The organism is Aeromonas piscicola, assembly GCF_000820005.1.
Classification (GTDB): Bacteria; Pseudomonadota; Gammaproteobacteria; order Enterobacterales; family Aeromonadaceae; genus Aeromonas; species Aeromonas piscicola.
In genome coordinates this window covers 12,348-26,991 of record NZ_CDBL01000090.1, presented here as the reverse complement: position 1 = coordinate 26,991, position 14,644 = coordinate 12,348, and the positions used below count along the sequence as shown (strand labels likewise).

Sequence of the window (14,644 nt, the reverse complement as noted above, 5' to 3'; positions counted from 1 at the left end):
GCCCGCTAGCCGCCTGTGTATAAAAGCACTGGTTATCCCCCTGTTCACGGGGCCAGGATCCAAGCTTTTCCACAAGCTGAGATCGCCTTTAACCAGATGATCTTTATGATCAAAAAGCGCTTATCAACAGAAATGGTGGATCCTAATAAAAGATCCAATAAAAGATCGATCTAAAGATCCTTAAGATCTATTAAGTGGATCCTCCCTCCATACTGACCGTTAAGTAGACGTTCCCCTCAGGGCGTGAAACAGATAGAATGTTCCGCCCCTCAGCCCAGGCAAACAACGATCTTCAGACGTGCAGATCAAGGTGATCCCCAATGCAATACCATGAACAATTTGATGTGATCGTCGTCGGTGGCGGTCATGCTGGAACCGAAGCAGCAACAGCGGCAGCCCGTATGGGTCTGAATACCCTGTTGCTGACCCACAATATCGATACGTTGGGACACATGTCCTGTAATCCGGCGATCGGTGGGATCGGCAAGGGACACCTGGTCAAGGAAGTTGACGCCCTCGGCGGGATCATGGCGCGAGCCACAGATCTTGGCGGGATCCAGTTTCGTACACTGAATTCCTCCAAGGGACCTGCGGTACGAGCCACCCGTGCTCAGGCGGATCGACTGCTCTACAAAGCCGTTGTTCGCCAGATGCTGGAGAACTACCCAAACCTGAAGATCTTCCAGCAAGCCTGTGACGATCTGATCATGGACGGGGATCGTGTTGCCGGAGTGGTCACCCAGAGCGGGATCCGCATCAGCAGCAAGACGGTGGTACTGACCGTAGGCACTTTCCTGAATGGCTTGATCCACATCGGGATGGAAAACTACAAGGGCGGCCGCGCCGGGGATCCTCCCTCGATCGCCCTGGCTCAACGGCTGCGCGAGATGCCGCTGCGCATCGATCGTCTCAAGACGGGTACACCGCCGCGGATCGATGCCCGCAGCGTCGATCTCTCCGTGATGCAGGCCCAGTACGGCGATGATCCACGCCCGGTCTTCTCGTTTATCGGCAACGCCAGCCAGCACCCCCGTCAGGTGCCCTGCTACGTCACTCACACCAACGAGCGTACCCACGAGGTGATCCGCAACAATCTGGATCGCAGTCCCATGTACGCCGGAGTGATCGAAGGGATCGGCCCGCGTTACTGCCCGTCGATCGAAGACAAGATCACCCGCTTCGCGGACAAAACGGCGCACCAGATCTTCGTCGAGCCGGAAGGCCTGACCACCCACGAACTCTATCCGAACGGGATCTCCACCAGCCTGCCATTCGACGTGCAGGTGCAGATAGTGCGTTCCATTCGTGGTTTCGAAAATGCCCACATTACCCGCCCCGGCTACGCCATCGAATATGATTTCTTCGATCCGCGGGATCTCAAGGCCAACATGGAGAGCAAGTGCATCGGCAACCTGTTCTTCGCCGGCCAGATCAACGGCACCACGGGTTACGAAGAGGCCGCGGCCCAGGGCCTTATGGCCGGTTTGAACGCCGGTCTGCGTGCCCAGGACAAGGATCCCTGGCATCCGCGCCGGGATCAGGCCTACATGGGCGTGATGATGGACGATCTCTCCACCCTGGGGACCCGCGAGCCCTACCGCATGTTCACCAGCCGCGCCGAATATCGTCTGCTGCTGCGGGAAGACAACGCCGACCTGCGCCTGACCGCCATCGGCCGCGAGCTGGGTCTGGTGGATGACGAGCGCTGGGGCAAGTTCAACGTCAAGATGGAACAGGTGGAGCTGGAGCAGCAGCGCATGCGTTCGACCTGGATCCACCCGCAACATCCGTCGCTGGAGGCGGTCAACGCCCTGGTCAATACCCCGCTGACCCGCGAGCAGAGTCTGGAAGAGCTGCTGCGTCGTCCCGAGGTAACCTACGATGCGCTGATGGCCATCGAAGGCGTGGGCCCGGCGCTGAGCGATCGCGCCGCCGCCGATCAGGTGGAGATCCAGATCAAGTACGCCGGTTACATCGAACGTCAGCACGACGAGGTGGAGAAGCAGCTGCGCAACGAGAACACCCTGTTGCCGCTGGACATGAACTACCGCGACGTCAACGGTCTCTCCAACGAGGTGATCGCCAAGCTGAGCGATGCCAGGCCGCAGACCATAGGTCAGGCCTCCCGCATCTCCGGCATCACACCGGCAGCCATCTCCATCCTGCTGGTTCACCTGAAAAAACACGGCCTGCTGCGTAAAACCGCCTGAGGATCCCCATGCTGGAAAGATTGAACGGCCTGCTCATGCAGGCCGGTATTGTTATCACCGACACTCAAAAGACCCAGTTGGTTCAGCTTGTCGAGTTGCTGCACAAGTGGAACAAGGCTTACAATCTCACCTCGGTGCGTGATCCGGACGCCATGCTGGTCAAGCATATCCTCGATAGTCTGGTGGTGAGCCCTCACCTGCACGGTGAACGTTTCATCGATGTGGGCACAGGTCCCGGCCTGCCTGGTTTGCCGCTGGCCATCATCAATCCAGACAAGCAGTTCGTGCTGCTCGACAGTCTGGGCAAGCGGATCAACTTTATCCGCCAGGTGATCCAGGAGCTGGGCCTGACCAATGTGACGCCAGTCAAATCCCGGGTGGAAGAGTATCAGCCTGACGTGGGGTTTGATTGTGTGCTCAGTCGGGCCTTTGCCTCGCTGGAGGACATGCTGAGCTGGTGTCACCATCTGCCGTCCGAACAGGGCAGCTTCCTGGCGCTCAAGGGGCAATATCCCGAGCAGGAGCTGGCCCAGTTGCCTGCCAATATCCGTCTGGTAGCCTGTCATGAATTACGGGTACCGGAACTGGAAGGCGAACGTCATCTGCTGGAATTCAAACATGTCCAGCCCGAATAGGGTCGCAGTTTCATTTAGGGGATAGTGTGGGAAAAGTCATCGCCATAGCCAACCAGAAGGGTGGAGTGGGTAAAACCACCACCTGTGTGAATCTGGCCGCCTCCCTGGCCGCCACCCGGCGCAAGGTGCTGGTGATCGATCTGGATCCGCAGGGCAATGCCACCATGGGCAGCGGCGTCGACAAGTACGAAGTCGAGCGCACCGCCTATGAGCTGCTGATCGAAGACGCCCCCATTGCCGAAGTGATCATCCCCGAAACCTCGGGGGGCTATCACCTCATCGCCGCCAATGCCGACGTGACCGCGGCCGAAATCCGTCTGATGGAATTCTTCGCCCGTGAGATCCGACTGCGCAACGCCATTGCCTCGGTACGGGACAAATACGATTACATCTTCATCGACTGCCCGCCTTCTCTCAACATGCTGACCGTGAACGCCATGGCCGCCGCCGATTCCGTGCTGGTGCCCATGCAGTGCGAATATTATGCGCTGGAAGGGCTTACCGCCCTGGTCGACACCATCAGCAAGCTGGCAGCCGTGGTCAATCCGGAGCTGAAGATCGAAGGGGTGCTGCGCACCATGTTCGATCACCGCAACCGGCTGGCCAATGATGTGTCCGATCAGCTGAAACAGCATTTCGGGGACAAGGTCTATCGCACTATCATCCCCCGCAACGTAAGACTGGCGGAGGCGCCGAGCTTCGGTGCCCCGGCCATGCACTATGACAAATCATCGGTGGGCGCCAAGGCCTATCTGGCGCTGGCGGGCGAGATGCTGCGCCGCCAGGAGCAGGAGCGTCAGGTGACCATCGCAGACCGAGAGAGCATATGACGCCGAAAAAACGTGGACTGGGCAAGGGGCTGGACGCCCTGCTCAGCACCAGCACGGCCGCGCGCCAGAAACAGGTGATGAGCGACCAGCGTACCGAAGAGGCCATGGCCCCCACCAATCAGGGTGAGCTGCGCAGGCTGCCGGTGGAGTGGTTGCAGTCCGGCAAGTACCAGCCACGCAAGGACATGTCGCAGGATGCACTGGAAGACCTGGCCAATTCCATCCGCGCCCAGGGCGTGATCCAGCCGATCGTGGTGCGCCCCCTCGGCGAGCAATCTTTCGAAATCATCGCCGGCGAGCGACGCTGGCGTGCCTCCCAGCTGGCCCGGCTCGATGTGGTGCCCTGTATCGTCAAGGATGTGCCCGACGAGGCGGCCGTCGCCATCGCGCTGATTGAGAACATCCAGCGCGAAGATCTCAATGCCATCGAGGAGGCGGTCGCCCTGCAGCGGCTGCTGACCGAATTCGAGCTGACCCACCAGCAGGTGGCCGAGGCGGTAGGCAAGTCCCGCACCACTGTCACCAACCTGTTGCGCCTCAACCAGCTCAACGACGACGTCAAGCGTTTCGTCGAGCACGGCGATCTCGACATGGGCCATGCCCGCGCTCTGCTGGCTTTGAGCGGACAGGCCCAGTCCGAACTGGCCAAGCTGGTCGCCCAGAAGGGGCTGACAGTGCGAGATACCGAGAAGCTGGTTCAAAAAGCGCTGGAACCGGCAAAAGCCAAGGTTGAACCCGTCCGTGATCCCCAGTTTGGTTACCTGGAGCGCCAGATTTCAGAAAAAATTGGCAATCAGGTACAACTTCAGCCGGGGAAACAGGATAGCGGCAAGTTAGTAATAAGTTACGAGAACTTGGCGGATTTGGACCGGGTATTGGGCTATTTTGGCCTGTCAGAAACGTGATTTTTACGCTTTTTGTAGTAATAAAACATCCATTCCTTTTGATATGGACATAACCTTGATTCTGTGCGGAAAGCCGCAAAAATTAAGGATTTTTGCCATGTTGCAATAGCTGTCTTCAAGGGTATAATTTGACCGGCTTTTAGGGCTGTAAACACGGGGTCTTCGGATCCCGATTTTTTACAGTTCTGTAATGTTCAGGGGTAGGTTGGTGAAGCAGAAAATAGCCTTGGAAGGTTTGACGCTGGCCTTGGCTATGCTCGTTTGTCAGCTCGTCCTGATCCTGGCGATCAGTACCGTCTGGTTTTACCAGGCCGGTGCGTTTGCCGGACGTTCCTCCCTCTATGGGGGGAGCATGTACTGGGTTCCTCAAGCCCTGTTCACGCTCTGGGTTCTGCGCCGCAAGGTGACGAAGGAGAGTGTGGGCCTGGTTCTGCGGGACTTTTATGGTGGGGCAGGGATTAAGCTCATTACTACAACAGGACTTTTCGCCCTGATGTTTGGCGCCGGGATCGAGGTCGATACCGTCTCGTTCTTTGCCACTTATATCCTCGCCCTCGTTGTACAGTGGATAGTCTCATTCACGCTTAACAACCACTATTAGGAAAACTCATGTCTGCAACCGGAGAAGTCCTGACTCCTCAGGGATATATCTCCCACCATCTGACCCATCTGCAAGTCGGGTCTGGGTTCTGGACAGTCAATGTCGACTCAATGATATTTTCTGTTCTGTTGGGCACTCTGTTTATCTGGTCTTTCCGCCGTGTAGCCGTCAACGCTACCAGTGGTGTCCCCGGTAAGCTGCAGTGCTTTGTGGAGATGCTGGTCGAGTTTGTGAGTGGTAACGTCAAGGACATCTTTCACGGTCGTAACAAGGTCATCGCACCTTTGGGCCTGACGGTGTTTGTGTGGATCTTCCTGATGAACCTCATGGATCTGATCCCCGTTGACTTTATCCCCCACGCTGCACAGTTGATGGGTGTTCCCTATCTGCGTGTGGTTCCCTCTGCTGACGTTAACATCACCATGTCCATGGCTTTGGGCGTGTTCTTCTTGATCCTGTACTACAGCATCAAGGTCAAGGGTATCAGCGGGTTTGTGAAGGAGCTGACGCTTCAGCCTTTCAACCACCCGGCTGCCATCCCGGTTAACTTCATCCTTGAAACCGTCACGTTGATTTCCAAACCTGTTTCTCTGGGTCTACGACTGTTCGGCAACATGTATGCTGGCGAACTGATCTTTATCCTGATTGCGGGTTTGTTACCCTGGTGGTCACAGTGGATCCTGTCCGTGCCTTGGGCAATTTTCCACATCCTGATCATCACTTTGCAGGCGTTTATCTTCATGGTTCTGACCATCGTATATCTGTCGATGGCACAAGAAGACCATGGTTGATGCAACTCAAATAATCCTTTTTATACAATCAATTACATCTAAATAAATGGAGATCCTCATGGAAAACTTGAACATGGACCTGCTGTACATCGCTGCTGCAATGATGATGGGTCTGGCGGCTATCGGCGCATCCATCGGTATCGGTATCCTGGGTGGCAAGTTCCTGGAAGGTGCAGCTCGTCAGCCTGACCTGATCCCTGTTCTGCGTACCCAGTTCTTCATCGTGATGGGTCTGGTGGATGCGATCCCGATGATCGCCGTTGGTCTGGGTCTGTACGTGATGTTTGCGGTTGCTGGCTAAGTCTCGACGACTCCCAGGCATAACCCATTAACTAACTAAGAGGACATAGGCTGTGAATATCAACGCCACCCTCCTCGGCCAAGCAATTGCTTTTTTCTTCTTCGTAGTGTTTTGCATGAAGTACGTGTGGCCGCCGCTGATGGCAGCCATCGAAGCCCGTCAGAAAGAAATTGCTGATGGTCTCTCTTCCGCAGAGCGTGCCAAGAAAGATCTGGATTTGGCCAAGGCCAACGCCACCGATCAGCTGAAAGAAGCCAAGCTCCAGGCTGCAGAAATCATTGAACAGGCTAACAAACGTAAAGCCCAGATCATTGATGAGGCTGCTGTCGGAGCCCAGACTGAGCGGGAAAAAATCCTGGCTCAGGGCCGCGCCGAGCTCGAAGCTGAACGTCATCGTGCCAAAGAAGAACTGCGTAAGCAGGTTGCTGCTCTTGCCATTGCTGGTGCAGAGAAGATCCTGGCGCGTCACATCGACCAGGCTGCCAACAGCGACATCGTCGACAAACTGGTAGCAGAACTGTAACGGGAACGGGGCTATGTCTGAACTGACTACAATCGCTCGCCCCTACGCCAAGGCTGCTTTCGAGTTTGCCGTTGAGCACAAGGCGGTTGACCAGTGGCTGGGGATGCTCGGCTTCGCTGCACAAGTAGCGGAGAACGAAACCATTCACAACCTGGTGAACGGCTCTGTCGCTGCCGAAGAACTGGCAAATCTCTTTGTCGGTATCTGTGGTGAGCAACTCGACGAGCATGGCCAGAACCTTATCCGGGTAATGGCTGAGAATGGTCGCTTGGGTGTGCTGCCGGCGGTCGTTGCTGAATTTGTAGCGTTCAAGGCTGAACTGGATAAAGAAGTTCAGGCTGACGTGATTTCGGCGACCGAACTGACCGACCAGCAGAAAGCCGCTATTCAGGCTTCTCTGGAACAACGTCTCGCGCGCAAAGTGAAGCTGAATTGCAGCATGGATGCGTCCTTGATGGCCGGGGTGCTCATCAAGGCCGGTGATCTGGTAATCGACGGCTCTGTCCGCGGTAAGCTGGATCGCATGGCTGACGCGCTGCAATCTTGATTGGGGTATTAGAGCATGCAACTGAATTCCACTGAAATCGCCGAGCTTATCAAGCAGCGCATCGCGCAGTTTGATGTCAAAAGTGAAGCGCGTAACGAAGGTACCATCGTCTCTGTGAGCGACGGTATCATTCGTATTCACGGCCTGGCCGATGCCATGCAAGGTGAAATGATCGAGCTGCCGGGCAACCGCTTCGCTCTGGCATTGAACCTGGAGCGTGACTCCGTCGGTGCTGTGATCATGGGTTCCTATGACGGTCTGTCAGAAGGAATGAAAGTAAAAGGCACTGGCCGTATTCTGGAAGTGCCGGTCGGTCGTGGTTTGTTGGGCCGGGTGCTGAACACCCTGGGTCAGCCGATCGATGGTAAAGGTCCGGTCGAAAACGACGGCTTCTCGCCGATCGAAGTGATCGCCCCGGGCGTTATCGAGCGCAAATCCGTTGACCAGCCGGTTCAGACCGGTCTGAAAGCCATCGATGCCATGATCCCTATCGGTCGTGGCCAGCGTGAGCTGATCATCGGTGACCGTCAGGTGGGCAAGACCGCCATCGCGATCGACACCATCATCAACCAGAAAGACTCCGGCATTAAGTGTGTCTACGTTGCGATTGGCCAGAAGGCCTCCACCATCGCCAACGTGGTGCGCAAGCTGGAAGAGCACGGCGCGCTGGCCAACACCATCGTCGTTGTTGCTTCTGCCTCCGAAGCCGCTGCCCTGCAGTACCTGGCACCCTATGCCGGTTGCTCCATGGGTGAGTACTTCCGTGACCGCGGTGAAGACGCGCTGATCATCTATGATGACCTGTCCAAGCAGGCCGTAGCTTATCGCCAAATCTCCCTGCTGCTGCGCCGTCCGCCAGGACGTGAAGCCTACCCGGGTGACGTTTTCTATCTGCACTCCCGTCTGCTTGAGCGTGCTGCTCGCGTCAACGCCGAGTACGTAGAGAAGTTCACCAAGGGTGAAGTGAAAGGCCAGACCGGTTCTCTGACCGCGCTGCCGATCATCGAAACCCAGGCCGGTGACGTGTCTGCATTCGTACCGACCAACGTGATCTCCATCACCGATGGTCAGATCTTCCTGACGTCACAGCTGTTCAACTCCGGTATTCGTCCGGCAGTTGACCCGGGTATCTCCGTATCCCGTGTGGGCGGTGCCGCTCAGACCAAGATCGTCAAGAAGCTGTCCGGTGGTATCCGTACCGCACTGGCCCAGTATCGCGAGCTGGCGGCATTCGCCCAGTTCTCTTCCGATCTGGACGAGGCAACTCGCAAGCAGCTGGATCACGGTGTGAAAGTGACCGAGCTGATGAAGCAGAAACAGTACTCTCCGATGAGCGTGGCCCAGCAGTCGCTGGTGCTGTTCGCCGCCGAGAAAGGCTATCTCTCCGATGTCGAGCTGAACAAGATCGTCGACTTCGAAGCCGCTCTGCTCTCTTACGCCAATACCCAGCATGCTGAGCTGATGGCTGAAATCAATGCCAAAGCAGACTACAACGACGCGATCGTTGGCAAGCTGACTGCGTTGCTGGATGACTTCAAGGCAACCCAGACCTGGTAAGCGTGTGTGGCAGCGCGAGCTGCCACCTGATGGAGAGTAAGAGATGGCCGGCGCAAAAGAGATACGTAACAAGATCGGGAGTGTGAAAAACACTCAGAAGATCACCGGCGCTATGGAAATGGTGGCAGCAAGCAAGATGCGCCGTGCGCAGGAACGCATGTCTGCCAGCCGTCCGTACGCTGAAACCATGCGCAAGGTGATCGGCCATATCGCCCAGGGGAACTTGGAATACAAGCACCCCTACCTCATGGAACGTGAGGTCAAGCGAGTGGGTTACATAGTCGTCTCCACCGACCGTGGCCTGTGTGGCGGTTTGAACATCAACCTGTTCAAGGCTGCCCTCAATGATATGAAGCAATGGAGCGAGAAAGGTGCCAAGGTTGACCTGGCATTGATCGGCAACAAGGCCTCCAACTTCTTTGAACGGCACGGCGCCAAGGTGAAAGCTCATGTCGCAGGACTGGGTGACAACCCGAGCGTCAATGACCTGATTGGTTCAGTCAAGGTCATGCTGAAGGCTTACGACAACGGTGAGATTGACAAGCTGTACCTGGTGTACAACAAGTTCGTCAACACCATGGTGCAGCAACCACGAGTCGATCAACTGCTGCCTTTGCCCGTAACTGAAGACAGCAAGCTCGCCAAGAAGCAACACTGGGATTACCTCTATGAGCCGGATCCCAAGCAGCTGCTGGATACCCTGTTGATTCGCTACGTCGAATCCCAGGTGTACCAGGGGGTGGTAGAAAACTTGGCAAGTGAACAGGCAGCCCGAATGGTTGCCATGCAAGCCGCGACTGACAACGCCGGCAACCTGATTAACGATCTGCAACTGGTATACAACAAGGCCCGTCAGGCCAGTATTACCCAGGAGCTGACAGAGATCGTATCCGGTGCTGCTGCGGTGTAAGGCAAGGGTTATCAAAGGTTTAGAGGATTTGACATGAGTAACGGTTTCATCGTCCAAATCATCGGCGCTGTGGTGGACATCGAGTTCCCGCAGAATGCCGTGCCCCAGGTGTACGATGCACTGAAGGTCGTCAGCGAAGGTCAAGGCCTGGGTCTGGTGCTGGAAGTGCAGCAACAGATCGGCGGCGGCGTCGTTCGTTGCATCACCATGGGCTCCTCCGACGGTCTGCGTCGTGGGTTGGAAGTAATGAATAGCGGTAAATCCATCCAGGTGCCGGTCGGTGTATCGACTCTGGGTCGGATCATGAACGTACTGGGTGAGCCAATCGACGAAAAAGGTCCGATCGGTGAAGAAGAGCGTTGGTCCATCCATCGCGCGGCTCCCAGCTACGAAGATCAGTCCAACAGCAACGACCTGCTGGAGACCGGCATCAAGGTTATCGACCTGGTATGCCCGTTCGCCAAGGGTGGTAAAGTCGGTCTGTTCGGTGGTGCCGGTGTCGGCAAGACCGTCAACATGATGGAGCTGATCCGTAACATCGCCATCGAACACAGCGGTTATTCCGTGTTCGCCGGTGTAGGTGAGCGTACCCGTGAGGGTAACGACTTCTACCACGAGATGATGGAGTCCAACGTACTGGACAAAGTATCTCTGGTTTACGGTCAGATGAACGAGCCGCCCGGAAACCGTCTGCGCGTGGCGCTGACCGGTCTGACCATGGCCGAGAAGTTCCGTGACGAGGGTCGTGACGTATTGTTCTTCGTGGACAACATCTACCGTTATACCCTGGCCGGTACTGAAGTATCCGCACTGCTTGGCCGTATGCCGTCTGCAGTAGGTTACCAGCCGACCCTGGCCGAGGAGATGGGTGTTCTGCAAGAGCGCATCACCTCCACCCGGACCGGTTCCATCACCTCAGTCCAGGCCGTTTACGTGCCTGCGGATGACTTGACCGACCCGTCTCCGGCGACCACCTTCGCCCACTTGGACGCCACCGTCGTTCTGTCCCGTCAGATCGCGGCTCTGGGTATCTACCCGGCCGTTGACCCGCTGGACTCCACCTCCCGTCAGCTGGATCCGCTGGTGGTAGGCAAGGAGCACTACGAGACCGCTCGTGGTGTACAGACCGTACTGCAGCGCTACAAAGAGCTGAAGGACATCATCGCCATCCTGGGTATGGATGAACTGTCAGAAGAAGACAAACTGACCGTAGCCCGTGCCCGTAAGATCGAGCGTTTCCTGTCCCAGCCGTTCTTCGTGGCAGAAGTGTTTACCGGTTCTCCGGGCAAATACGTGCCGCTGAAAGAGACCATCCGTGGTTTCCAGGGCATCCTGAAAGGCGAGTATGACGATCTGCCTGAGCAGGCGTTTTACATGGTTGGCAACATCGACGAAGTCGTCGAGAAATCCAAGAAACTGTAAGCCTCGATAGGAGGGCCCATGGCTGAGATGATCTCCTTTCACCTGGATGTGGTGAGCGCCGAAGGGAAACTTTTTTCCGGTCGAGTGCAATCTGCTCAGGTATCAGGCTCCGAAGGTGAGCTGGGTCTCCGTCACGGTCATGCTCCGTTGCTGACTGCCATCAAGCCGGGCCTGGTCCGCTTGATCAAGCAAAATGGTAGCGAAGAGGTGCTGTATATTTCCGGCGGCATGCTGGAAGTGCAACCCGAAGCCGTGACCGTGCTGGCGGATACTGCAATTCGTGCCAAGGATTTGGATGAGGCGAAAGCCCAGGAAGCCAAACGCGCGGCCGAAGAGCGGATCCACAGCTCCCATGGTGATATCGACTATGCCCAGGCCGCTACCGAGCTGGCCAAGGCGATGGCCCAACTGCGGGTTATCGATATCGTCAAAAAGAATTACCGTTAAGTTCGGTGATGCAAAAAGCGACCTTCGGGTCGCTTTTTTTTTACTCGTTGGATAGACTCCGCCGAGTATTTATTCATGTTCCAAAGGTCGAGTTATGTCCCTCAATGTCGTGATCCTGGCGGCGGGTAAAGGTACCCGCATGCGCTCAGCCCTGCCCAAGGTGCTGCACCCGGTAGCCAATAAACCCATGGTTTCCCATGTGATCGATACCGCCCGCCAGGTCGGTGCCGAGCAACTGCATCTGGTCTATGGCCACGGTGCCGAGCTGCTGAAGGAGCGGATCCAGGCCGCCGATCTGAACTGGGTACTGCAGGCGCAGCAACTGGGTACCGGTCATGCCGTCGCCCAGGCCATCCCGTTCTGGAAAGATGAGGATGACGTGCTGGTGCTGTACGGCGACACCCCGCTGATCCAGCCGGAGACCCTGCAACGGCTGCTGGCCGCCAAGGCTGATGACGGCATGGCGCTGCTGACAGTGGTGCTGGACAACCCGACCGGTTACGGCCGCATAGTGCGCGCCAACGGCCAGGTGGTCGGCATCGTCGAGCAGAAGGATGCCAATGCCGAGCAGCTGACCATCCGTGAAGTGAACACGGGTGTGCTGGTGGCCAACGGCGCCGACTTGCGTGGCTGGTTGTCGCGCCTGGATAACAATAATGCCCAGGGCGAACTCTACCTTACCGACGTGATTGCCATGGCCCATGCCGATGGTTGCCCCATCGCCGCCGTCCATCCGGACAGCGCCATGGAAGTGGAAGGTGCCAACAACCGGGTTCAGCTGGCACAGTTGGAGCGCAGCTATCAGAAGATGCAGGCCGAGCAGCTGATGATCGCCGGCGTCACCCTAATCGACCCCGCTCGTTTCGATCTGCGCGGATCCATCGAGATCGGTGAAGAGGTGGTGATCGATGTCAACGTCATCATCGAAGGCAAGGTGACGCTCGGTAACCACGTGCGCATCGGGGCCGGCAGCGTACTGAAGGATTGCGTCATCGGCGACCACACAGAGGTGAAGCCCTACTCCGTCATCGAGGGTGCCCAGGTGGCAGATCAGTGTTCGGTCGGTCCATTTGCCCGCCTGCGTCCCGGGTCCGTGCTGGAGCAGGATGCGCACGTTGGCAACTTCGTCGAGATGAAGAAATCCCGTCTCGGGGTCGGCTCCAAGTGTGGTCACCTGACCTATCTGGGAGATGCAGAGGTGGGTGCCAAGGTGAACATTGGGGCCGGTACCATCACCTGCAACTACGACGGTGTGAACAAGTTCCAGACCATCATAGAGGATGATGTGTTTGTCGGCTCCGATACCCAGCTGGTGGCGCCGGTGCGCATCGGCAAGGGTGCAACCCTTGGCGCGGGTTCAACCATTACCAAGGATGTGGCCGAGAACGAGCTGGTCATCACCCGGGTGCCCCAGCGTCACATCAAGAACTGGGCTCGTCCGGTCAAGAAGAAGTGATGCCCGATCAATAAAATACAACCGGCGCCTGATGGCGCCGGTTTTGTCATGGCCTGCGGGTTATGGATCCTGATGCTGGGTGGGGTTGCCCATCACCCGATACCAGTCCAGCTTGCGGGTCAGCACCATGATCAGCGCCAGTATGACGAACAGCAGCAGGGCGCCGAGCAGCAGGGCTATCTCCTGTGCTTGCAGCAGGCCGAACAGGATGGCGTAGACCAACCCGAGCAGGGCCGCGAATCCGATCCCCTGTTTGGGGCCGCCCAGCACATGGCTGAGATAGAAACCGTTGAGAGCAACGCTGGCCAGGCCGGCAATCAGGTAGGCCCAGCCAAAGCCGAGGTGCTCGGTCAGCGCCAGCAGCACCAGATAGAAGATGGCCAGTCCCATGCCCACCAGGGCGTACTGGATCGGGTGTACCCGCAATCCCCTGAGCAGCTCGAACATGAAAAAGCTGAGGAAGGTCAGGCCGATGAACAGCAGGGCATACTTGGCCGCCCGCTCGTTCAGCTGATAGTGATCCACCGGCTGTACCAGGCTGACGCTGAAGGTGGGCAGATCGCCGCCGGCGCCTTTCATCATGCGGTTGAAACGGCTCTCCATGTCGGTGGCGAACCAGCTGCTCTGCCAGCTGGCGTCGAACCCCCGGGCTGTGAGGGTGCGGCTGCCCGGCAGAAAGTCGCCGATGAAGTTGGGATGAGGCCAGTTGCCGCTCAGCTGCAGCTTGCTGTCCTGGCCTAGGGGCACCACTTCCAGCTCATTCATTCCCTGCAGATCCAGCTCGATATGAAAGGCGTCTCCCCCACCCGGCAGGGCATTGAGCGGCGCATGGATACCAGCCAGACCGTCACCCAGCAGGGCGCCGGGGGCAAACGGGATGCGCTGCTCACCCAGCTGCAGTTCCGGCACACTGTTGATGCCGCGGGCATCGGACAGCACCAGGCTCAGATAGGGGGTACCCGCCACCAGTGCCGGATCGGCTGCATCGACAGTCAGGTCTGGTTCGCCGCTTATCAGGGCCTTGCCGTTCAGTTCGGTGGGCAGGCGCCCCGAGAGGGAGAGCCGGGTGTGATAGACCTGAGCCTGATAGATGCCGAGCTTGCGGGGGGTGACCTCCATGCTGGCCCGCACATCCAGCTGCTCCGGCAGCAGGTAGCGATAGAGCTGCAGTTTGCGCTCGAAGCGCTTGCCATCCAGCTCCACCGTGACGGTGCGGGTGTAAGGCTGCACCACGACAGGCCCCAGCAGCCGCTGCGGTCCGCTGCTGCTGGCCATGATGCTGTGGATGGCCTGACTGCGATAGGCCTGACGCTCCCGGTTCAGCTCCATGATGGATTGCACCGGCACCATCAGCAGCAGGCTGAGCAACAGCAGCAGAAAGATTTTGTGGGTGAATATCTGTTTGACCATGACACGTCTCCTTGTTGGGTGGAGCGAGTCTGTCAGCCCAGCGTGAAGTGGTGATGGGCTTGTGTGAAGCGGCGGTGAACTGATGCAAAACGGCGCCAT

15 protein-coding genes are annotated in these 14,644 nt (G+C 57.5%); 14 read left to right on the top strand and 1 reads right to left on the bottom strand.

Annotated features, from left to right (window positions below):
* The first annotated feature begins 320 nt into the window (after positions 1 to 320).
* The 14 genes from mnmG to glmU all read left to right on the top strand — a co-directional run bounded on the left by mnmG (position 321) and on the right by glmU (position 13,135).
* On the top strand, positions 321 to 2,210 hold the full coding sequence (gene mnmG / locus BN1128_RS23520; RefSeq protein WP_042873500.1) for a tRNA uridine-5-carboxymethylaminomethyl(34) synthesis enzyme MnmG: 1,890 nt from the start codon (positions 321 to 323) through the stop codon (positions 2,208 to 2,210).
* Positions 2,211 to 2,218: 8 nt separating this feature from the next.
* Complete coding sequence (gene rsmG / locus BN1128_RS23515; RefSeq protein ID WP_042873497.1) at positions 2,219 to 2,845, top strand: 16S rRNA (guanine(527)-N(7))-methyltransferase RsmG; 627 nt, start codon at positions 2,219 to 2,221, stop codon at positions 2,843 to 2,845.
* Between the two features lie 26 nt (positions 2,846 to 2,871).
* The gene (locus BN1128_RS23510; RefSeq protein WP_042873495.1) at positions 2,872 to 3,675 is read left to right on the top strand and encodes a ParA family protein; all 804 of its coding nucleotides are present in this window, start codon (positions 2,872 to 2,874) and stop codon (positions 3,673 to 3,675) included.
* Positions 3,672 to 4,580, top strand: coding sequence for a ParB/RepB/Spo0J family partition protein (locus BN1128_RS23505; RefSeq protein WP_042873493.1), 909 nt, complete (start codon positions 3,672 to 3,674; stop codon positions 4,578 to 4,580). Before BN1128_RS23510 ends, BN1128_RS23505 begins: the two co-directional genes overlap by 4 nt.
* Before the next feature lie 190 nt (positions 4,581 to 4,770).
* The gene (locus BN1128_RS23500; RefSeq protein ID WP_010635593.1) at positions 4,771 to 5,181 is read left to right on the top strand and encodes an ATP synthase subunit I; all 411 of its coding nucleotides are present in this window, start codon (positions 4,771 to 4,773) and stop codon (positions 5,179 to 5,181) included.
* An 8-nt stretch (positions 5,182 to 5,189) separates the two neighbouring features.
* The gene (gene atpB / locus BN1128_RS23495; protein ID WP_042873491.1) at positions 5,190 to 5,972 is read left to right on the top strand and encodes a F0F1 ATP synthase subunit A; all 783 of its coding nucleotides are present in this window, start codon (positions 5,190 to 5,192) and stop codon (positions 5,970 to 5,972) included.
* Between the two features lie 58 nt (positions 5,973 to 6,030).
* Positions 6,031 to 6,273, top strand: coding sequence for a F0F1 ATP synthase subunit C (gene atpE, locus BN1128_RS23490; protein ID WP_005307205.1), 243 nt, complete (start codon positions 6,031 to 6,033; stop codon positions 6,271 to 6,273).
* A 52-nt stretch (positions 6,274 to 6,325) separates the two neighbouring features.
* Positions 6,326 to 6,796 (top strand): F0F1 ATP synthase subunit B, encoded by a 471-nt coding sequence (gene atpF, locus BN1128_RS23485; RefSeq protein WP_042873489.1) that lies wholly within the window; start codon positions 6,326 to 6,328, stop codon positions 6,794 to 6,796.
* Between the two features lie 13 nt (positions 6,797 to 6,809).
* A complete protein-coding gene (gene atpH / locus BN1128_RS23480; protein ID WP_042873487.1) occupies positions 6,810 to 7,343 on the top strand; it encodes a F0F1 ATP synthase subunit delta in 534 nt (177 codons plus the stop codon).
* A gap of 15 nt (positions 7,344 to 7,358) precedes the next feature.
* Positions 7,359 to 8,900, top strand: coding sequence for a F0F1 ATP synthase subunit alpha (atpA, locus tag BN1128_RS23475; RefSeq protein ID WP_042873485.1), 1,542 nt, complete (start codon positions 7,359 to 7,361; stop codon positions 8,898 to 8,900).
* Positions 8,901 to 8,943: 43 nt separating this feature from the next.
* Positions 8,944 to 9,810 carry a F0F1 ATP synthase subunit gamma gene (atpG, locus tag BN1128_RS23470; RefSeq protein WP_042873483.1) on the top strand — a complete coding sequence of 289 codons (867 nt, stop codon included), beginning with the start codon at positions 8,944 to 8,946 and terminating at the stop codon, positions 9,808 to 9,810.
* A 33-nt stretch (positions 9,811 to 9,843) separates the two neighbouring features.
* Positions 9,844 to 11,232, top strand: coding sequence for a F0F1 ATP synthase subunit beta (atpD, locus tag BN1128_RS23465; RefSeq protein ID WP_042873482.1), 1,389 nt, complete (start codon positions 9,844 to 9,846; stop codon positions 11,230 to 11,232).
* Positions 11,233 to 11,250: 18 nt separating this feature from the next.
* Positions 11,251 to 11,679 (top strand): F0F1 ATP synthase subunit epsilon, encoded by a 429-nt coding sequence (locus BN1128_RS23460; RefSeq protein ID WP_042873478.1) that lies wholly within the window; start codon positions 11,251 to 11,253, stop codon positions 11,677 to 11,679.
* A 94-nt stretch (positions 11,680 to 11,773) separates the two neighbouring features.
* A complete protein-coding gene (glmU, locus tag BN1128_RS23455; RefSeq protein ID WP_042873476.1) occupies positions 11,774 to 13,135 on the top strand; it encodes a bifunctional UDP-N-acetylglucosamine diphosphorylase/glucosamine-1-phosphate N-acetyltransferase GlmU in 1,362 nt (453 codons plus the stop codon).
* Between the two features lie 60 nt (positions 13,136 to 13,195).
* Here glmU and creD read toward each other — a convergent pair whose 3' ends face one another.
* The gene (gene creD, locus BN1128_RS23450) at positions 13,196 to 14,545 is read right to left on the bottom strand and encodes a cell envelope integrity protein CreD (protein WP_042873472.1); all 1,350 of its coding nucleotides are present in this window, start codon (positions 14,543 to 14,545) and stop codon (positions 13,196 to 13,198) included.
* Between the last annotated feature and the right edge of the window lie 99 nt (positions 14,546 to 14,644).

Bases quoted from the DNA above. Each gene is read 5' to 3' on its own strand.
- mnmG (WP_042873500.1), top strand. From the start codon at position 321: ATGCAATACCATGAACAATTTGATGTGATCGTCGTCGGTGGCGGTCAT.
- rsmG (WP_042873497.1), top strand. From the start codon at position 2,219: ATGCTGGAAAGATTGAACGGCCTGCTCATGCAGGCCGGTATTGTTATC.
- BN1128_RS23505 (WP_042873493.1), top strand. From the start codon at position 3,672: ATGACGCCGAAAAAACGTGGACTGGGCAAGGGGCTGGACGCCCTGCTC.
- BN1128_RS23500 (WP_010635593.1), top strand. From the start codon at position 4,771: ATGTTCAGGGGTAGGTTGGTGAAGCAGAAAATAGCCTTGGAAGGTTTG.
- atpB (WP_042873491.1), top strand. From the start codon at position 5,190: ATGTCTGCAACCGGAGAAGTCCTGACTCCTCAGGGATATATCTCCCAC.
- atpE (WP_005307205.1), top strand. From the start codon at position 6,031: ATGGAAAACTTGAACATGGACCTGCTGTACATCGCTGCTGCAATGATG.
- atpH (WP_042873487.1), top strand. From the start codon at position 6,810: ATGTCTGAACTGACTACAATCGCTCGCCCCTACGCCAAGGCTGCTTTC.
- atpA (WP_042873485.1), top strand. From the start codon at position 7,359: ATGCAACTGAATTCCACTGAAATCGCCGAGCTTATCAAGCAGCGCATC.
- atpG (WP_042873483.1), top strand. From the start codon at position 8,944: ATGGCCGGCGCAAAAGAGATACGTAACAAGATCGGGAGTGTGAAAAAC.
- atpD (WP_042873482.1), top strand. From the start codon at position 9,844: ATGAGTAACGGTTTCATCGTCCAAATCATCGGCGCTGTGGTGGACATC.
- BN1128_RS23460 (WP_042873478.1), top strand. From the start codon at position 11,251: ATGGCTGAGATGATCTCCTTTCACCTGGATGTGGTGAGCGCCGAAGGG.
- glmU (WP_042873476.1), top strand. From the start codon at position 11,774: ATGTCCCTCAATGTCGTGATCCTGGCGGCGGGTAAAGGTACCCGCATG.
- creD (WP_042873472.1), bottom strand. From the start codon at position 14,545: ATGGTCAAACAGATATTCACCCACAAAATCTTTCTGCTGCTGTTGCTC.